The 20,951-nt window shown below is 29.2% G+C and carries 16 protein-coding genes and 1 pseudogene; 6 read left to right on the top strand and 11 right to left on the bottom strand.

Features of this window, described 5'->3' with window-relative positions; genetic code table 11:
- The first annotated feature begins 5 nt into the window (after positions 1 to 5).
- Both H6553_05740 and H6553_05735 read left to right on the top strand, forming a co-directional pair.
- Positions 6 to 266 carry a UPF0175 family protein gene (locus tag H6553_05740; protein MCB9033318.1) on the top strand — a complete coding sequence of 87 codons (261 nt, stop codon included), beginning with the start codon at positions 6 to 8 and terminating at the stop codon, positions 264 to 266.
- Positions 266 to 753 (top strand): annotated as a pseudogene (locus H6553_05735) (DUF3368 domain-containing protein). Before H6553_05740 ends, H6553_05735 begins: the two are co-directional and overlap by 1 nt.
- A 42-nt stretch (positions 754 to 795) precedes the next feature.
- Here the strand turns inward: H6553_05735 and H6553_05730 are convergent.
- The 3 genes from H6553_05730 to H6553_05720 form a co-directional block, all read right to left on the bottom strand.
- The gene (locus H6553_05730) at positions 796 to 1,218 is read right to left on the bottom strand and encodes an EamA family transporter (GenBank protein MCB9033317.1); all 423 of its coding nucleotides are present in this window, start codon (positions 1,216 to 1,218) and stop codon (positions 796 to 798) included.
- A 33-nt stretch (positions 1,219 to 1,251) separates the two neighbouring features.
- Entirely contained in the window at positions 1,252 to 2,001 is a 750-nt protein-coding gene (locus H6553_05725; GenBank protein MCB9033316.1) for a hypothetical protein, read from the bottom strand.
- Positions 2,002 to 2,067: 66 nt separating this feature from the next.
- Positions 2,068 to 3,042, bottom strand: a complete 975-nt coding sequence (locus H6553_05720; GenBank protein ID MCB9033315.1) for a polyprenyl synthetase family protein — start codon at positions 3,040 to 3,042, stop codon at positions 2,068 to 2,070.
- Positions 3,043 to 3,127: 85 nt separating this feature from the next.
- Here H6553_05720 and H6553_05715 point away from each other — a divergent pair, with 85 nt between their 5' ends.
- The gene (locus H6553_05715) at positions 3,128 to 3,610 is read left to right on the top strand and encodes a hypothetical protein (protein ID MCB9033314.1); all 483 of its coding nucleotides are present in this window, start codon (positions 3,128 to 3,130) and stop codon (positions 3,608 to 3,610) included.
- A 2-nt stretch (positions 3,611 to 3,612) separates the two neighbouring features.
- Positions 3,613 to 4,926: an AarF/ABC1/UbiB kinase family protein gene (locus H6553_05710; GenBank protein MCB9033313.1), complete on the top strand. Its 1,314-nt coding sequence runs from the start codon at positions 3,613 to 3,615 to the stop codon at positions 4,924 to 4,926.
- Between the two features lie 18 nt (positions 4,927 to 4,944).
- Here H6553_05710 and H6553_05705 read toward each other — a convergent pair whose 3' ends face one another.
- A complete protein-coding gene (locus tag H6553_05705; protein MCB9033312.1) occupies positions 4,945 to 5,841 on the bottom strand; it encodes a hypothetical protein in 897 nt (298 codons plus the stop codon).
- A 4-nt stretch (positions 5,842 to 5,845) separates the two neighbouring features.
- A complete protein-coding gene (locus H6553_05700) occupies positions 5,846 to 7,249 on the bottom strand; it encodes an MBOAT family protein (protein ID MCB9033311.1) in 1,404 nt (467 codons plus the stop codon).
- Positions 7,250 to 7,275: 26 nt separating this feature from the next.
- Here H6553_05700 and H6553_05695 point away from each other — a divergent pair, with 26 nt between their 5' ends.
- The gene (locus H6553_05695; GenBank protein MCB9033310.1) at positions 7,276 to 7,557 is read left to right on the top strand and encodes a hypothetical protein; all 282 of its coding nucleotides are present in this window, start codon (positions 7,276 to 7,278) and stop codon (positions 7,555 to 7,557) included.
- Between the two features lie 233 nt (positions 7,558 to 7,790).
- Here the strand turns inward: H6553_05695 and H6553_05690 are convergent, their stop codons facing one another.
- Positions 7,791 to 9,401 carry an IS1634 family transposase gene (locus H6553_05690; protein MCB9033309.1) on the bottom strand — a complete coding sequence of 537 codons (1,611 nt, stop codon included), beginning with the start codon at positions 9,399 to 9,401 and terminating at the stop codon, positions 7,791 to 7,793.
- A gap of 119 nt (positions 9,402 to 9,520) precedes the next feature.
- Between H6553_05690 and H6553_05685 the strand changes: the two genes are divergently transcribed.
- The gene (locus tag H6553_05685; GenBank protein MCB9033308.1) at positions 9,521 to 9,739 is read left to right on the top strand and encodes a hypothetical protein; all 219 of its coding nucleotides are present in this window, start codon (positions 9,521 to 9,523) and stop codon (positions 9,737 to 9,739) included.
- A 35-nt stretch (positions 9,740 to 9,774) separates the two neighbouring features.
- Here H6553_05685 and H6553_05680 read toward each other — a convergent pair whose 3' ends face one another.
- The 5 genes from H6553_05680 to H6553_05660 all read right to left on the bottom strand — a co-directional run bounded on the left by H6553_05680 (position 9,775) and on the right by H6553_05660 (position 20,751).
- Complete coding sequence (locus H6553_05680; GenBank protein ID MCB9033307.1) at positions 9,775 to 10,368, bottom strand: hypothetical protein; 594 nt, start codon at positions 10,366 to 10,368, stop codon at positions 9,775 to 9,777.
- A gap of 125 nt (positions 10,369 to 10,493) precedes the next feature.
- Entirely contained in the window at positions 10,494 to 11,180 is a 687-nt protein-coding gene (locus H6553_05675) for a hypothetical protein (GenBank protein ID MCB9033306.1), read from the bottom strand.
- The gene (locus tag H6553_05670) at positions 11,177 to 11,845 is read right to left on the bottom strand and encodes a hypothetical protein (GenBank protein MCB9033305.1); all 669 of its coding nucleotides are present in this window, start codon (positions 11,843 to 11,845) and stop codon (positions 11,177 to 11,179) included. Before H6553_05670 ends, H6553_05675 begins: the two co-directional genes overlap by 4 nt.
- Entirely contained in the window at positions 11,846 to 12,712 is an 867-nt protein-coding gene (locus H6553_05665; GenBank protein ID MCB9033304.1) for a hypothetical protein, read from the bottom strand.
- A gap of 5 nt (positions 12,713 to 12,717) precedes the next feature.
- Positions 12,718 to 20,751 (bottom strand): BspA family leucine-rich repeat surface protein, encoded by an 8,034-nt coding sequence (locus H6553_05660; GenBank protein MCB9033303.1) that lies wholly within the window; start codon positions 20,749 to 20,751, stop codon positions 12,718 to 12,720.
- Between the last annotated feature and the right edge of the window lie 200 nt (positions 20,752 to 20,951).

The following is a 20,951-nucleotide window of genomic DNA, read 5'->3' as shown; positions in this document are numbered from 1 at the left end:
TCAAAATGACAACTCGAAAAATATCGTTAGACTTACCAAATGATATTCTTTTAGCATTAAATGAGTCTGAAAATGAACTAAAAAAACGCATTAAGCTAATTTTAGCAATACAACTTTATGACTTGCAAAAGTTAACCATTGGAAAAGCTGCTCAACTATCTGAAATGTCTCGATTTGAGTTTGAAAAAGAACTTTCTAATAATAAAATTTCAATTTCAAACTTAAACGAAGAAGATGTTTTAAACGATATTGAAAAATTGAAATAATGAAAAATGGGCTTTTAATTGCAGATGCTGGACCAATTTTTTCATTAGCAATAATTGATAAATTAGATTTATTAAATCAACTTTTTGATGAAAAAAAATCTCAAAAGCAGTTTGGGAAGAAATAACTTTAGATAAAAGCACTGAGTTTTATAATACAATAAAATTCTTTTTTGAATCGAGAATTGTTTCAATTAAAGGATTTAATGATTTATCATTTATAATGGACTATGGAGAATCTGAATCAATAATTCTATATAAAGAATTAAATGCTAACTTTTTACTCATTGATGATAAAAAAGCAAGAAAAATTGCAGAAAATTTTAATATATAATGCATAGGTACTTTAGGAATTCTATCAACAGCTAAAGACAAAAATATTATAAAAGAATTAAGACCAATTTTTCAAACTTTACTAGAAAGAAATAGATACTATTCTATAAATCTATTAAATAAATTACTTGAGCTACACAACGAATCAATAATCTAATTTTATTATAATATAAATTAGTTAAAATTGAAAATAACTTAATCATTTAACTGTTAAAACTAAAAATCCACTTAGCATTAATGTAGCACCTAATGCAATACGCCAAGTAAACTGTTCATTTAAAAATAAAAAAGAAAGTATAAGTGTTACAATAATACTCGCTTTATCTATTAAAGCAACTTCAGATACATTTCCAATTTTTATTGCTCTGTAGTAAAAAATCCAAGAAAGTGTTGTTGTTAATGCAGAAATTCCTAAGTAACTAATATCTTTTGTTGTTAAGTTGGAAAAATCTTTAAGTGGATTGAATACAAAAATATTTATCCAAACAAATAAGAACACAAAACAAGTTCTAATAGCCAAACCTGTATCTGCACTTACATTTTTAAGTCCAGCTTTAGCAATAACAGCTGTAACTCCTGCAAAAAACATGGAAATAACTGCATAAAACTGATATGTTTTCATTTATTATGATATAATGTTTATCTAAATTAAAAATTATGTGTTATTAATTGACTTTTGATGTTCTTTATTAGAAAAATAAATAAGTACTACCATCAAAATAATAGCAACTAATGAAGCTGTTAATGTACCTAAGTCTAGTCCACCTTTTGCGTGTGGTTTTGTTAGGAAATCGCCAAAAGTTGCACCAAATGGTCTAGTAAAAATAAATGCTATCCAAAACAATAGTATTTCATTTAGCTTGGTAAAATAATGTAATAAAATAACGATAAGAATAATTACTCCAGTTACTATTGCACCATTAAGATAGCTCAATCCAATATTATCACTTAAAAAATCACCAAAAGCTGTACCTAAACTATTAGAAAACAAAATAGCTATCCAATAATATATTTCTTTTTGTTTATTGATGATTGGATATACTTCTAAATTTTTAAATTTTTTGTACCACAGTAATAAGGTAACAGCCAAACCTATAGTTAATAATAGACTACCATAAGCATAACCTAAATGTAAGCTTCGATCTATAAAATCTGATATTTCTGTACCAAGTGTAGTTGTACCTATAATGACTAACCAATATATATATGGAATATACTTTTTTACATTTAATTGAGCTATTAATACGATAATAAAAAATATAAGTGTTATACCAATTCCAGTGGCGTAACCTAAGTTAAGTGTCATTGAAATAAAATCGCCAAGCGTTTCTCCGAGTGTTGTAGCTACTATTTTCATTAACCAAAAGAGCAAGGTTATTTTAGCTACTTTATTTAAAGTTTCCATATACAAAGGTGATTATAAATAAAATATTAGCTGTGTTAAGAAAGGTTAATTATCAGCACGCACTTTTCAATACGCTCTCAATACCAAATGATGGATTAAGCTTTCTAAAATAGCTTTGTTAGTATTGTCTAAATTTAATTGTGCTAAGTTTGTTTTGGCTTTTGCAATATAACTGTCTCTGGTTTTTATTACTTTCGCTTTGATGTTGTAGCATTCAAAAATAGTCAATACTTGATTTATTTTATCATCATTATTAATAGTATTTGATAATAAAATATCAGATAATTCACTATCATCTTTAATACTACTGTCTGCTAATGCTTTAATCATTAACAATGTTTTTTTATTTTGAATGATGTCGCCACCAATTTGTTTACCAACTTGTTTATTATCACCATAACAATCTAAAATATCGTCTTGTATTTGAAAGGCAATACCTAAGTTCAATGCATAATCGTATAATAAATTCGCATCTTCTGTTGTAGCATTTCCAAGTAAAGCACCAATTTGCATAGCTGCTGCAATTAAAACTGAAGTTTTTAATGTAATCATATAAATATAATCTGCTTCAGTTACTACAGTTTGCGTTTCAAAATTTATATCGTATTGCTGACCTTCACAAACTTCTATTGCTGTTTGATTAAATATTTTAAATACTAAAGTTAATTTTTCATTATCTATTTTTGATAGTAATTCGTAAGCTTTAATCAACAGAACATCGCCACTTAAAATTGCTGTATTGATATTGTATTTTTCATGTACTGTTTGCTGATTTCTTCGCAAAGGTGCATCATCCATTACATCATCATGAATTAATGTAAAATTATGAAAATACTCTATGGCTAAAGCTGCTGGTAATGCATCATTTACATTTCCTTTGTATAATTGATTGGCTAATAATAATAGAATCGGTCGCAGTCTTTTTCCACCAATATTTAAAAAATAAGTATTGGGTTCATATAATTCATTTGGTGTTGTAGGCAGTTGTTGTGCTTGTAAATAATCTAAAAAAACGCTTCGCAAATCATCAATTAATAACATCTTAACTATTTCTAACAAAATTAAACCTTTTGGTAAACTATAATTGCATATTCTATAATAATTTTAGATAACGAATTGAATCACTATGAATTTTAAAACAATAACAGAACAAAGTATTGCTATTTGCCACGAAGATGTTGCTTTTTTTGAATACAGTTCTAGAGAAAAAACACTAGCTTTCTATTTTACTTTTATTCAACAAATCAATCAATATGCTGAACAGTTTAAACCTATATTTAGTAAAAACTTATTTTTAATATTTTTAGATGATGATGTAAAGCAATTAAAAACGGCTTATGTTGATGTAATGCATCCAATATTAGAAGATGCACTACACACTGGCGAAGTGCAAAAAAGAGCTTTCGTAGAAAAATCGTATATAGAAGTGTTATGGTGGAGTTTTATTGTAGTGCTACAAACTTGGTCGAAAGATGCATCAAATCAACAAGAAGATACTGATGTGATGATTGAAAAAGCAGTACATTTTGCTTACGATTCTATTGCTCCAAATGCATTTGACTCTGGTTTTGATTTGGCAAAGTTTTTGATTCAGTTAAACAATAAGTAAAGATGAAAGAGCAAAACAAAATTCCTACTTCCAAAGTGCAAAGAGCATCTAGATTTTTAAAAACTGGTGTTAAAGTTGGTAGCAACTATGTAAAATATGCTGCAAAATCTATGGTTTCAGAAACCAATAAAGCAGATTTAGACAAAAAAAATGCCGACGAAATTTTTGAATTGCTCAATCAACTAAAAGGAAGTGCCTTAAAAGTAGCTCAGATGATGAGCATGGACACTGGCTTGTTACCAAAAGAGTATGCCGAAAAGTTTGCACAAGCACAGAACAATGCCATGGCTTTGTCTGGTCCATTAATTACCAATACTTTTATCAAGCAATTTGGCAAAGCACCCAATGCTATTTACGATGAATTTGATGCTACTGCAAAACACGCTGCTTCTATTGGTCAAGTTCATGAAGCGTATAAAGATGGTAAAAAGTTGGCTGTAAAAATTCAATATCCTGGCGTTGCTGATGCTATTCACAACGATATTAATATGGTAAAACCTTTGGCTGCTCGACTAATTGGTGTGCCTACTTCGTTTTTAGATTATTACGCAGAAGAGTTTGAAGCAAGATTAACAGAAGAGTGCGACTACAATTTAGAGTTGCAAAATGGTTTGGAAGTAGCTGCACTTTGTCAGTCATTAGACAATGTAGTGATTCCGAATTACTATAAAGAATTATCTTCTGATAGAGTATTGACAATGGATTGGATTGAAGGAATGCCATTGCAAGATTTTATTAATTCTGATGTTAGTCAAGCTATTAAAAATAAAATTGGACAAACTTTGGTAGATTTTGTATTTCAACAAATACATCATGCAAAGCGATTTCATGCAGATCCACATCCAGGAAATTTTTTAGTAACTAATGATTACAAATTGGTTGTGCTTGATTTTGGTTGTATGAAAAGTATTTCAGAAGATTTTTATAAAACTTATTTTTCTTTAGCCGATGAAAATCTACAACAAGATGAAGCTAAAATTAAAGAACAGTTGATAAAATTAGACATGCTTAGAGCTGATGACAGCAAGGAAGATATGCAATTGTTTTATAGTACAGCAAAGAAATTAATTGATATAATTACTGAACCTTTAAAGCACGATACTTTTTATTTTGGTGATGAAGAATATACCAATCAATTGAATCGAGAAGGTGAACAATTGAGTACTAACAAAGAGTTTAGAAAACCAAAAGCTATTCGTGGTAATAGAGATGCTATTTATTTACATCGAGCATTTTTTGGTATGTACGCTATCTTATATCAACTAAAAGCTACTGTAAAAATGGACAAATCATTTTTAGAAGATTTAGTTAGATAAATATAAATATTCTTTTTTTTAATTATCAAGAGATAAAGAAATTATCTTGTCTTTTAAGTAATCAGAATATATCTTTGCCTCATTAGGTGTTAAATGTACACCATCGCTTGTTTTATAAAGTTTAATATTACTTGGAAGTTTAATAAATAAATTATTAGGAAAATCATTTGCTATTCTATTACGCAAATAACATGCTCTGGTTAATTGTACTAGTTTAGGATTTACAGGCATTTCAAAAAAGATAACTTTTGAACCCTTGGATTCCAAAAACTCAATATTATTTTTAAGCTTATTAAATAATTTATCCATCTTCATTGTGTCAGTTTTTTCTGAATAATAATTTATTTGTAGGTTTAACATTTTATAAAAAACTGAGTTATCAGCTATATTTTCTTTATTTTTTAAATCAAAAAATAATTTAATTCTATTTTTTAAACCATAATGTAATATATCTAAAATAAAATTTGTGACTGGATAGAAAAATCTATTTTCTACATAAGAAAGTGGATGTTTGTCAGTTCTAAAAATCAAAAAATTCTTTTTAAGCACATTTAGTATAGGAGAAGATATTATCTCATTAAAGTTTTTATTCTCTTCACGATTGATGACATTTATTTCTATGTAAATATTTTTTGGTAGTTTGTTTTTGTTTTTTATAATATTTAAGCCATCAAATATACATTGACCGCTAAGTGAAAGATTATAAAAGTTAGGCAAGCTATCCATCTGAAGTCTTTGAGCTAATGAAGAACCAACTATTACATTATCAAAACTGTCTGTATCGTAAATAAACTTTTCTGCATTCACTATATTGGCTTGCCATTGATGTTGAGATATACTAAATGAATTATATCTAAGGAAGATACTCCAAGTGAGCAAAAGAAATATTGTAAATATTATAGTCTTTCTTATCATACAATTAAAATTGAAAATAAATAAAACTTCCAGGGACTCCAGCATTTGTTATTATTAGGAACAATAACATTCCGTAAAAAACAAATTGATATTTTTTAATTAATCTACTATTAAAGTAAAAAGTATACAAATAAAACAAGTGGTGCAAAATAACAGGCAATGAAAAAATAAATATATTAGAAATTAATTGAATATTAGGGCTTTTGTATGTATTTGTAAATATACATTTTATATAGTCAACTACATGACTAAATTCAGGTAGTTTAAATAGTAACCATGCAAGTGATACCATAAAAAATACAAATAGCATTCTAATACCAGTTACTATAAAGCTTCTTTCTATCTGTTCTTCTTTCATGAAAAACCTTTCAATTGCTAGAACCAATCCATGAAAAGCCCCCCATACAGCATAACTCCAAGATGCACCATGCCAAAGACCTCCGAGAATCATTGTCATCATTAGATTTATATATGTCCTTGCTTTTCCTTTTTTATTTCCACCTAAAGGAATATATAAATATTCTTGCAAAAAGGAAGAAAGAGAAATATGCCACCTTTTCCAAAATTCTTTAAAAGAAGTTGAAATATATGGAAAATTAAAGTTGTCACTTAAGTTATAACCAAATAGTCTTGCTATTCCTATAGCTATTAACGAATATCCAGCAAAATCAGCATAAATTTGACAAGAATATCCAAATAACATCATTATTAAACTATAGCTATCTTGATTTTGAAAATAAGGATACTCAATCCAAAAAGTAAAGTCTTTTAAATTATCAGCTACTACGACTTTAAGAAAATATCCCAAGACTATTTCCTTAAAACTCTTCTCCCAATTTATTGCACTAAATTTCTTTTCTTTTATTTGAGGATAAAATTCATGTGCTTTTACTATCGGGCCAGCAACTAACTGTGGAAAGAATGAAATAAAAAAAAGTGTATTCTTTGCATGCTGATATAATGATTCTGAAATAATCTTATCTTCATTAGAGTTAATTCCTTTATAGACATCTACTACTAAACTAATTCCTTGAAATGTAAAAAATGAAATGCCAATGGGCAAAGGAATTGTAATAAGAAAATCACTAAGATCGGTATCCTTAAAAAAGGTAAAAGATATTAATCCAGCATACTTATAAAAAGCTAAAATAAGAAGATTTGAACTAACACCAATCCAAGCAACTAATTTTTTATTTTTAGTTTTTTCTGAAAATATATAATAACTACTTAATATATTAATACCTGCAGAAAACAACAATAAGGTAACAAGAGCAATATTATTCCATGAATAGAAAATCAAACTTGATATAATAAGAATATTCACTTGATATTTAGATAGTTTAGGAATATAATAAATCAGCATTGTGATTAATACTAATCCAACAAATGAAAAACTATTAAATAACATCTATTATTTTCTTAGAACTCAAAGATATGTATTTATTTTATAGTACAGCTAAAAAATTAATTAATATTATTACTGAACCACTAAAACATGACACTTTTTATTTTGGTGATGAAGAATATACCAATCAACTGAATCGAGAAGGCGAACAATTGAGTACGAACAAAGAGTTTAGAAAACCAAAAGCCATTCGTGGTAATAGAGATGCTATTTATTTGCATCGAACATTTTTTGGTATGTACGCTATCTTATATCAACTAAAAGCTACTGTAAAAATGGACAAATCATTTTTAGAAGATTTAGTTAGTTAGAAGTTAATGACAATTGATTAGTAGTTATTTATATATTATAAAAAATCAATTACTTTATATCCATTTTTTGTATTGTTGAGTACTAGTGTTTTGTATTTGAAGTTTTTGTCTCGTATTCTTACAATAAACTCGCCAGTGTTTACTCCATCAACTCTCAAGTTTGACACGATATTGAGTTAATTAATTGATTATCAACAATAGTGTTATTGGATTGGCTCACTACAAATTGGATTTTATAGTGTTAGTTTGTCTTTTGGAATGATGGGTTGTAATGGCATTAAACCTATTGCTCTTTGAAGTGCAATTTCGTTTTCTGTTGGTCTTGAACGTACATAGATTTGCTCTTTATTGTGTTGTAACAAGCTTACTTGCATTTTATTTAGCGTAGTTCTTAGCGTATTCTCTGTGAGTTTTAGTCCGCTTTTATTGGTTCTTTGTAGTGTGTAGTTTAATAGTGTATAAGCGATATAGCATAAACAAATATGTCCTTTAATTCGTTTGTCTGTCCAATGAAACATGGGTCTTATTTCTAAGTGTGCTTTAAAGGTTCTAAAGGTGTGTTCTATTTTATAAAGTTGTTTGTATTGTTCTAATACTTGTGTTGCTGTAAGGGTTTTGTTGTTGGTGCTAATAGCCAAAATGCCATCGTACTTTGCATCGTTTATTAGTTTTTGTTCATTCAGTTCATAGCTGCCTTTTGGGTTTTGTTGTATATAAAACCTACTTGCTTTTTTGGTAATTAGAGCTGTATTTTTTAATAGTATTTTAGCTGTAGCTTCTTTGTCTTCTCTATCTTGTTTGTCTTTTTTTGCTCGTTTTTGGCTGTGTGTTACGATGATTGTTTTACCATCGTGTTCTACGGTTTTATATGTAATTACAATGGCTTCGCCAGTTGTATCATGGTATATCCATTGTTTGGTAAAAGAAGCTAAATCGGTAAGCTCGGTTTGTAATGTTTTAGGTAAACTTTTGATGCGTTCGCCAAGTATAAATTCGTAGCCATTGTTTTTGGTAATTTCGATGTTATGTTTCGATAACATACCTCTATCTGCTACCATAATTATTTTTTCTATTTGATATTGTTTTTTTAAATCGATTAATGCTTTTTCAAAAGTATGTCCTTCGTAGGTATTGCCTTCAAAAATTTGATAACCAATCGGATTTTTATCAGTATCTATGAGCATACAAAACAAGATTTGTGTGTTTCCTATTTTGCCATCTTTACTAAATCCTTTTTGCCTAAGTTTGCCTTGTTGTTCTACTTCACTTTCAAAATACAAAGTGGTTACATCATAAAATACAACATCCAATTTTTGATTAAATAAATCTCTGCCTGTTTGGAAAATTTGTTGTTGAATGAGCGATTGATTGTCGGCTAATTTATCTAAAGTTCGATACAAGTGATGTAGCGAAACAGTAGGCAAATTAAGATATTCCGACTGATGTAGATAATTTTGATGTTTACTACACGGATCTTGTAATCGCTCTAAAAGCATCAACAAAACAGCATCCGAAAAATTAAATTGTAGTTTGTTTTTTGAGGCTATTCTGCGAAACACATCTTGCAAACCATAATGCTGTAATACTTTTTGGTAGAGGTATTGATAGCCATAATTGTATCTGCCTAATTCTAACAAATCGCCAGTTAGCAATGCCTTTACTTCGCCACCACCTAACTCAAATAATTGGATACCGATGGCTCGCAATTGGGCTGGTTTATAATCTTCTACTTTGCCAAGTGTGTGTAATATTTTGTGCTTTGATTTGCCCTCATCATTTCGATAGCTTTCTAAGATACGCAAATACGTGCCTGATGATTTTTTCTCTATCCGCAAAAATGACATACTGCAAAAATAGAGCGGATAAACTAATTATAAAAGCAACCAAAAAAAAATCGGCTCACTACAAATTTGAAAAAATAAAAACAAAACTCAATAAAATAAGGCGTTCTCAGTCATATTTTATGAAAAGGTGTCAAACTCGAGAAGAATATACCAATCAACTGAATCGAGAAGGCGAACAATTGAGTACGAACAAAGAGTTTAGAAAACCAAAAGCCATTCGTGGTAATAGAGATGCTATTTATTTGCATCGAACATTTTTTGGTATGTACGCTATCTTATATCAACTAAAAGCTACTGTAAAAATGGACAAATCATTTTTAGAAGATTTAGTTAGTTAGAAGTTAATGACAATTGATTAGTAGTTATTTATATATTATAAAAAATCAATTACTTTATATCCATTTTTTGTATTGTTGAGTACTAGTGTTTTGTATTTGAAGTTTTTGTCTCGTATTCTTACAATAAACTCGCCAGTGTTTACTCCATCAACTATTGCCATCCATAAACAAAAATTTAAACTGTATTGTTTTTGCCAACATGATAGTTTATAGTTAGAAAAATTAGTGTTTTTTAAATACGAATTGAGTTTTGTTTTAGTTGTTTCTTTTAATTCTCCTTTCCTACCCTTGTTATAGTTAAAAAAATCATTATCTAAAATTGTAGCAAAATATGATAAGTACCAACTATTGTCTACATTATACTCTCGTACTGCTAACATCCAAAGTGCAGCAATAGCAATAGCATCATCTTTGTATAATTCTTCAGTATAGACAAATTCGTTTAAGTTTTCTGCTAAGCCATCATCAAAACTTATCATATATTCGTTTGGCAATTCGCCTTCGTCTATAGAAATTTTAATTGGTTCTGCTTCTTTCAAAAATATTTTTTCTTCTTTCTGACTTAGCGTATTGAGTACTGTGCAAGAAGAAGTTAAGATTATGAGTGTTATATATAGTATTTTTTTCATTTTTATTTGTTTTAAAAGTTCCATCAAATGAAAACAATTGATATTTGTGTAATATAGTTATCATTAAACGCAGCGTCCTCTTCGAGAGACACTGCTAAGAATATATACATAATTTATTTAATTTTTTAATTATAAAAAGGTGTTTCATATAAAAAGTCGTCAAAGTTTGGAATATCTTCGAATGAATATAGCGTTGGTTTAAAATTTATTGTATCTGTATTTACTTTTTGATTTTGAATTGTAACATCCCAACAACTTTCTTCATGTATAGCTTTTCCTGTTAAATAGTTCATGCTATACTTATTATAATCGCAATCTCCACTTTGGTAATATAAAATATCTTTTCCAATAACCATGTAGTTATTGTACTTAGCATCATATCTTATTTTAAGTGTTACATCGTTACGCATTGCTTGATAGCTTATTGCTATAACACCTTTTTTATTAACTGAAAAGGTTTGATTATCATCATCTGAATAAAAGAATTTTGGTTGGTTGAATGTTTGGTTTTTATTACCTTCAAAAATGGCGACACTGGTAACTATGTTATCTTCATTAAGAATAGTATCTATAACTATAGTCATTGCATCTTTTATACCATCGAAGTTTACATCTTGCAGAAGAAATAAATTTGCATCATAGATTTTAAAATATTTTTTAATTTCATTGGTGTCTTTTAATACATTTTTTTTAGTTTGGTTTGGCATTGTATCAACAATACTAGTTTTAACTTTATCTTGAATACTAGTTTTCTGCTTGCACGACAAAGAAAAAAGCATATTAAATAATATTATTATATTTATCTTCATCATAAACATACTACTTTCATTATTTTATAATTATTATAAGTTGTAATGGCTAATATAGCTAATAAAATAAAACCTATATTTGGCATAAATGTAGTTAATGATATTATTTTTATATATACTATCATCATAGTTGGAATTGTAAAAAACAAACCATAAGAAAAAATAAAATTACTTTCATCATTAGCATTTGAAGATTTATAACTTATTACAGAAGATGCTACTGCTCCAAGTACTAAACCTATTACATCTATAAAAAAGACTTCTAAAACAAATATTTTAAAGTTAAATTCTTCTAAGGAATTAATTAATAAAACAGCTACAAAAGGCAGTAATAATCCAATAATAAACAATAGTTTTTGAGTAGTTGGTTGTTCATCAATTTCTCCATAGTAATCTATAGTGCCTGCAATTTTTACGGTTGGATATATAATTAAAATAAACAAATAAAATATAATGTGTAAAAAGAATATAAAATCTAAAATTGGATTTTTACCGTTAAAATAATTATTGCCTTTTACTGTAAAATAAAAGCCACTAATAATTAACACTATACTTGCTACTACAATAAACGGTATTAGTACAAAAAATATTAAGTCTAAAACAATACTAAATAATGATGGTATTGCTGTATCTTTTAAAACCTTATTTTTTTCGACTTTATTCTCCATTTACTTTTTTGTTGCTTCTTTTATAGTGTATGTTATCTCCAAGTTATTAATAGCATCTAAGTTAACATTTATAACTGAAGATTTATTTAACAGCAATTCATTTATAGAAAACTCATATTTATCTAAAAAATCATCAAATGTTATTTTATCTCTATCATAAAATAGAATTTTTATTGAATCGTTTGATGTAAGTGTACCATTACTAGATTCAGTATTTTCTACTTGAAGTGTATTTTTAAAAACCTTTGATTTAAATTCTTGAAATGCAGGATATTTTATAATAAAATAGGAATCTGGTTTTTTGTTGCCATAACCCAAAATTTTTACATCGGTATTAATTTTTGAAACATTATATTCATTAACTAATAAATTTAAATTATATAATTTTGGAATTGCCACACTGTTTACAATTTGATTACTAGCATCTAACACAAAATACTTATTATTTAATGGATTTTTATAATCAGACTGTTTGAGTTCAACATCAAATAGAAGGTCTATATTTTTATTTGAAAATTGTGTAAAATTAATATAAGAGAAATCTATTACTGCTGTATCAGAAGTAATTCTACTGATACTAAATGAGTTTCGTAAATCATCAAACCATTTAGGATTTTCAATTCTCACAAATTTATTTTTCTTTTTTCTATATTTTGGATATACTTCTATTTGCAATGGTGCATTATTGAATTCAGTTATATAAGTGCTTAATGACTTAGTAAAAATTATTTGCACTTGAAAACCTTGAGTATGATACATTGCTTTATCTGCCAAAACTGTAATTGATTTTATTTGTGGTAATTCTTGACTTTTTAAAGTAGCAAAAAGAAATAAAAACAATGCTATTATTAAATACTTTTTATTCATTGTTATTAATTTTTAATAAACTTAATTGTACTAGCATCATCAAACTGAATAATATACATGCCTTTGGCAAAATTGCTTACATCTATTTGTTTTATGTTAGCAAACTGCTTAATTATTTGTCCAATTTCATTTATAATAGTAGCATTAAAATTATCTTTTCCTTTAATATTTAAAATATTGATTACTGGATTTGGATAAATACTAAATTCCTCCACATGATGATTGTTTTCTATATTAACTATTGCTATATCAGAATAAGTAAATGTTTCATCTAAATCTATTTGTTTTAAGCGATAGTAGTTGTTGCCATTTTCTGGTGTTTGATGTGTAAAATCATAAGAAGTATTAAATGAAGCGTTGCCTTGTCCTTCTACAAAACCTATAGTAATCCAATTAATAGCATCTGTACTGTACTCAATTTCAAAACCTTTATTGTTGATTTCTGTAGCAGTTTCCCAATTTAGTATTACTTCATTATTATTTTCTGTTGCTGTAAATGAAAGCAACTCTACTGGCAACACACACATTAAATTATCGCCGGTAATTGTCCACGAGCTATTGTCAATTAAATTTTGTCTTGCAGTAGCACCAGCACAATAATTTAAGTTTAAAGCACCAAGCGAAACATTATTTTGTACTGTTTGTGCTTCCCATCCTATTAATATATTATCGTAGTTAGCTAAAGATAATGCGGTGTTGTCTAACATATTGGTCATATCTGCAACATTGGAGATATCCCAAGTTCCTAAATTTTGGTTAAATGAACTTGCATTTTCAAACATTAAAGCCATATCTGTTACGCTACTCGTATTCCAAGTACTAATATTTCCATTAAAAGCCGTAGCATTTCTAAACATAGCAAACATGTTTGTAACATTACTTACATCCCACGAACTTATATTTAAAGCTGAGAAATTATTCTGTAAAGTGTTATTATTAGCAGTTCTTAATTGCTGACTACTAGCTCCATTAAACATATATGCCATACTAGTTACCTTACTTACATTCCACGAAGATAAATCTTGGTTAAAGGAACTTGTATTATAAAACATAGCTAACATATCGGTTACATTGCTTACATTCCAATTATTTAATGGTTGGTTAAATGCAGTTGCTTCATAAAATATTGATGCCATATCAGTAATAGTACTTACATCCCAATGATTAATGTTGGCATTTAAACTTGTACATTTATAAAACATACCTCTTAAAGAAGTTACGCCACTTAAATCTGGAGCATCTATTGCTGTTACATTTAAGTTACTACAGCCATTAAATGCAAAATACATACTTGTCCACTCAATATCTCCCCATTGGTCTACACTTAAAATTTTATCTTTATCATCCGTATTATTAAAATAAAGCATTGAGAGGTTACCTCGTATACGAATAGTATATGTGCCAGCCACACCAAAATCATGAGTAATACTGCTTCCAATACCCAATTCATCAAAAACACCATCATTGTTCCAGTCTACATCGTATCCGAAACCAGTACTTGAAGCTGGAATTGTAATAGATGTATTAGAAGATGAACCTGCATTATCTGTTTTCCAAGTGGTAATAAATGGCTCCCCACAAGCTTTGCCATCGCCATTAATTATCCAACCATTTGTAGTAATTAAATTATTTCTTTGTATATCTGCTGCACAATATCTTAAATTAATAGCTCCTAATGAAACATTATTTTGTACAGTTTGTGCTTCCCAGCCAATAAGTGTAGCATCGTAATTGAGAATATCTAAGCCACTATAATTTAACATCCAAATCATCTCTGTTACATTACTTACATTCCATGTATTTAAAGATTGATTGAATTCACTCGCGTTATTAAACATAAATGACATATTAGTTACATTACTTACATTCCAGTTATTTAATGGTTGATTAAATAGAGTTGCATTATTAAATATATATGACATATCTGTTACACTACTAACATCCCAATTATTTAATGGTTGATTAAATGCAATTGCATTATAAAACATACCTGACAAATCAATTACACTACTTACATTCCAGTTATTTAATGGTTGATTAAAAGCATCTGCTCTTGAAAACATATATGACATATTGGTTACATTACTAACATCCCAATGATTAATATTAGCATCGAAATTAGTGCAATTTGAAAACATAGAATGAAGAGAAGTTACATTAGATAAATCTGGAGCATCTGTTGCGATAACATTTAAATTGCTACAATCCCCAAAAGCATATTCCATAGAAGACCATTGAATATCGCCCCATTTATTTACGCTTAATATTTTGTCTTTATCGCCAGTAGCATGAAAATATATTCTAGGAAAAGCACCTTGTATGCGAATGGTATAAGTACCAGCAACGCCAAAGTCGTGTGTAACATTGCCAGTAATATTAAATTCATCAAAAATACCATCGTTGTTCCAATCTACATCGTAATTGTAACCAGTGCCTGTTGTAGGTATGGTAATAGAAGTACTAGAAGAAACACCTGCATTATCTGTTTTCCATGTAGTGATGAATGGCTCACCGCAAATTTTATTATCTCCAGTAATTGTCCAGCCATAAGTGCTTATTAAGTTGCTTCTTTGCACATCTGCTGCACAATATTTAAGATATGTAGCACCGAGAGGCACATTGTTTTGTACTGTTTGAGCTTCCCAAGCAATTAGTGTATTATCGTAATTATCCACATCTAAACCAGAGAAAGACAACATATCTGTCATATCTGTTACAGCTGTAATATTCCAGTTAGCTAATGATTGATTGAATACTGTTGCATGATTAAACATATATGACATATTAGTTACGCTACTTACATTCCAAGTATTTAATGGTTGATTAAATGATGATGCGTATATAAACATCTCTGACATATTAGTTACGCTACTTACATTCCAAGTATTTAATGGTTGATTAAAGGCGTTTGCCGAAAAAAACATAGCTGACATATTAGTAACACTACTAACATTCCAATTATTTAATAGTTGATTAAAAGCATCTGCATTATGAAACATCTCTGACATATCTATTACACTACTAGTATTCCAATTATTTAGTGGCTGATCAAAAACATTAGAATAAGAAAACATATATGACATATTGATTACGCTACTTGTATTCCAATTGTTTAGTGATTGATTAAAAACATCTGTATTGTAAAACATATATGACATATCTATTACATTACTTACATCCCAATTATTTAATGGTTGATTAAATGCTATTGCGGCACTAAACATTCTATGCATATCTGTTACATTACTTACATTCCAATTATCTAATGGTTGATTAAAAGCATATGCTAGATAAAACATAGCCGACATATCAGTAATAGTAATTACATTCCAATGATTAATGCTAGCATTAAAATTAGTACAACGAGCAAACATTCCATCTAAAATGGTACAGATGCTTAAATCTGGTGCATCTATAGCTGAAGATATTAAATTAGTACAACCATGGAAAGCATTTTCCATTGAAGTCCATTCAATGTCTCCCCATTGGTCTATACTTAGTATTTTATCTTTATCGCCAGCATTATTAAAATATATTCTAGGAAAATCACCTCTGATAGCAATTTGGTAAGTACCTGCTGTACCAAAATTATGAGTTACATCACCAGTTAAGCCAAATTCATCAAAAATACCGTCATTGTTCCAATCTACATCATAGTAGTAACCTGTTCCTGTAGTTGGAATTGTAATAGAAGTACTAGATGAAGTACCTGCATTGTCTGTTTTCCATGTAGTGACAAATGGATTACCACAAGCTCTAGCATCTCCAGTAATTGTCCATGTATTTGTAGTGATTAAATTGCTTCTTTGTATCTCTGCTGCACAATATCTTAAATTAATAGCACCTAAAGGAACATTATTTTGAACTGTTTGTGCTTCCCAACCAATAAGTGTAACATCGTAATTAGCAACATCTAAAGCTGAATAAGATAACATATTTGTCATATCTGTAACTCCTGCTATATTCCAATTACTTAGATTTTGATTAAAGCTAGTAGCATAGTAAAACATTTCTTTTAAACTTGTTGTATTGCTTATATTCCATGTACTTAATGGTTGATTAAAAGCATATGCTCCATTAAACATATTTGTAAAGTAGATTCCATTACTTACATTCCATGTATTTAGTGGTTGATTAAACACTGGTGCATACCTAAACATAGAACTAAAGCGTATAACATTATCTACCTCCCAATCGCTTATGTCTTGATTAAATTTTGATGCATATTGAAAAACACCTGTCATATTATTTACATTACTTACATTCCAATCATTTAATGGCTGGTTAAATCGTGAAGCAAAAAGGAATAAATAAGTCATATTGGTAACATTGCTTACATCCCAATGATTGATATTATCATTCATATAGCTACATCTTGCAAACATTGAAGTCATATCTGTAACGCTAGATAAGTCTGGTGCATCTGTAGCAAAAACCCTTAAGTTGGTACAGCCAGCGAAAGCACCGTTCATACTTGTCCAAACAACATCTCCCCATTGATTGACTTCTAGTAGTTTTGCTTTATCTGAACTAGCACTATTGTTGAAATAGATTCTAGGAAAAGCACCTTGTATGCGAATAGTATAAGTACCAGCAACACCAAAATCGTGCGTAACATCGCCAGTAATACCAAATTCATCGAAAATACCATCGTTGTTCCAATCTACATCGTAGTAGTAGCCAGTACCTGTAGTTGGAATTGTAATAGAAGTACTAGAAGAAATACCTGTATTGTCTGTTTTCCAAGTAGTAATAAAAGGATCACCACAATCTCTACTATCTCCAGTAATTGTCCAACCATAAGTAGTAATTAAATTATTTCTTTGTAGTGCTGCAGCACAATATTTTAAGTTTAAAGCACCCAAATTTCTACCAGTAATGCCTTGAGCTTCCCAACCAATAAGTGTAGCATCGTAGTTATTGACATCTAAGCCAGCATTATCGAGCATTAGTAACATATTTACTGTTGGTTTTAATGTCCAATTGGCTAAATTTTGATTAAAATTTATTGCATTTCTAAACATATTTTGAAAAGAATTTGCTGCTACGGTATTCCAAGCAGCAATATCTTGATTAAAGTTTGTAGCTGCATTAAACGCTAAAGTAAATAATTGTACTTTACTTACATCCCAAGAAGTGATGTTGCCATTAAAAGCGGTTGCACCAGAAAATATAGCATACATATTAGTTACATTACTAACATTCCAATTATTTAATGGCTGATTAAATGTATTGGCTCCATTAAATAGATAAGACATATCTGTAATAGTAGTAGTATTCCAATGATTGATATTGGCATTTAGACTAGAACAACCAGCAAACATTCTTCTAAGCGAAGTGGCTCCACTTAAGTCTGGTGCATCTATAGCTGTAATGTTTAAATTGCTACAACTATTGAAAGCACTTTCCATAGAAGACCAAGTAATATCTCCCCATTGGTCTACACTTAATATTTTTAGTCTATCGCCAGTAGCATTAAAATAAATTCTTGGAAAGCCTCCTCTAATAGCTACTTGATAAGTACCTGCCACTCCATAGTCGTGTGTAATATCTCCAGTAACTCCAAAATCGTCAAAAATACCATCGTTATTCCAGTCTACATCATAGTTGTACGATTCGCCAACAAAAGTTGGAATAGTTATTGAAGTACTAGAAGACGAACCTGCATTGTCTGTTTTCCAAGTAGTAATGAAAGATGCTCCACAAATTTTAGTATCTCCAGTGATTGTCCATCCATAAGTAGTAATTAAATTACTTCTTTGTAATGCTGCATTACAATAATTTAAGTTTGTAGCACCTAATGTTCTGTTTGAAATACCTTGAGCTTCCCAACCGATTAGCGTAGCATCATAGTTACTAACATCTAAGCCAGAATAATTAAGCATTATAGACATATTTACTATTGGATTTAATGACCAAGTAGCCAAGCTTTGGTTGAATGATGATGCAGAATTAAACATACCATACATATCTGTTACACTACTTACTGTCCAATTATCTAATGGTTGGTTAAAGGAAGTTTCATTAAAAAACATATATCTCATATTTGTTACATTACTAACATCCCAATTATTTAATGGTTGGTTGAATGCTTGTACTGTATTAAACATACTAGACATATCTGTTACGCTACTTACATCCCAATCATTTAGTGGTTGATTAAACAAAGGTATACTCGCGAACATTTTTGACATATTGGTTACATTACTGACATTCCAATTGTTTAATGGTTGGTTAAATGAATTGGCTAAATTAAATAAGTTAGACATATCTGTAATAGTACTAGTATTCCAATGATTAAGATTAGCATTAAGATTAAAACAAGCAAAAAACATACTTTTTAATGAGGTTACATTACCAAGATATGGTGCTGGTATTAAAGAAAAGTTTAAATTTCTACAACCATAAAAAGCATTTTCCATAGAAGACCATTGAATATCTCCCCATTGGTCTATACTTAGTATTTTTTGCTTATCACCTGTATTGTTAAAGTAAATTCTAGGAAAATCTCCTCTAATAGCTACTTGATAACTACCTGCTACTCCATAATTGTGTGTAATACTACCAGTAACACCAAAATTGTCAAAAATGCCATCATTGTTCCAATCTACATCATAGTAGTAGCCAGTACCTGTGGTTGGAATTGTAATAGAAGTACTAGATGATACACCTGTATTATCTGTTTTCCATGTAGTAATGAATGGTAAAGAACAACCTGTGCCACTTGGGCTGTCTCCAATAATTGTCCAACCTTTTGCCAGTAATTTATTCCTAGCAGTAAGCGCATTTGTACCATATTGTAGATTTTGAGCAGAAAGTTGTAGCCCATTTGGAGTTGAAGTATTGTTACTCCAACCTATTAAAGTTGCCGAATAATTGATACAATCTAAACCAGAGTAAGATAGCATATATTTTAATTTATTAGTACTGTAAATAGTATTCTTAATATTCCAATTACCTAAATTTTGGTTAAAAGAAGATGCATAGTAAAACATATAGTCTATATATTGTACTTTACTTACATTCCATAAAAATAAAGGTTGATTAAAGGATGTTGCATGTGAAAACATACTATTCATTCGTATTACATTAGACACATCCCAATTATTTAATGGTTGATTAAATGATATAGCATAATAAAACATCCCTTCCATAACGCCTACATTAGAAACATCCCAATTATTTAGCGGTTGATTAAAAGTTGAAGCAGATGCGAACATATATGCCATATATTTTATATTACTGACATTCCAATTATTTAATGGTTGATTAAATTTATTTGCATTACAGAACATATATGACATATTCGTTACACTACTAACATCCCAATTATTTAATGATTGATCAAATTTATTTGCATTATAAAACATTTTTGCCATTTGTGTAACATTACTTACATCCCAATTATTTAATGGCTGATTGAACGATACTGCCCAATAAAACATTTCGGCCATATTGGTAACATTACTTACATTCCAATCATTTAATGGCTGATTGAACACATAAGCACTATCAAACATAGCTATCATATCTGTTATGTTACTAACATCCCAATGATTGATGTTTGCATTAAAGTTAGTACAACTATTAAACATATAACCTAATGAAGTTACATTGGACAAATCTGGTGCATCAATGGCTGTTAGATTTAGGTTGGTACAACCATGGAAAGCACTATGCATGCTTGTCCAAGCAATATTACCCCATTGGTCTATACTTAGTATTTTTTGTCTATCTCCTGTGTTATTGAAATAGATGCGTGGAAAAGTACCTTGTATGCGAATGGTGTAAGTACCAGCAACTCCAAAGTCGTGTGTAACATCGCCTGTTAAGCCAAATTCATCGAAAATACCATCGTTGTTCCAGTCTACATCGTAGTTGTATGTTTCGCCAGCAAGAGTTGGAATGGTTATAGATGTACTAGAAGACGAACCTGCATTATCTGTTTTCCAAGTAGTAATGAATGCTTGTGCATTTGCATTTTTTGGTAATACATATGCCATTACCATTAAAAAAAGTAGTGTAAAAATGTTTTTCATAGTTTTATAATTTTGCTTGGTATAAAGTTCAATAAGTGAAGCGTTTTATACCATAGTGAAAATTCACTATTATTTAAAAATGATTCATTATAATAAATCGTTTATATCTTTTGCAACTTAGACGATTATATATAGAAAGTCAAAAATAATGAGTGAACGGACGAAATATTGAGTGAACGGTCAATTTTAGAACGAATAAA

The organism is Chitinophagales bacterium (genome assembly GCA_020636535.1).
Lineage (GTDB): Bacteria > Bacteroidota > Bacteroidia > Chitinophagales > JADIYW01 > JADJSS01.
Note: the sequence above shows the minus strand (reverse complement) of the source record. Positions and strands in the feature narration are given on the sequence as shown.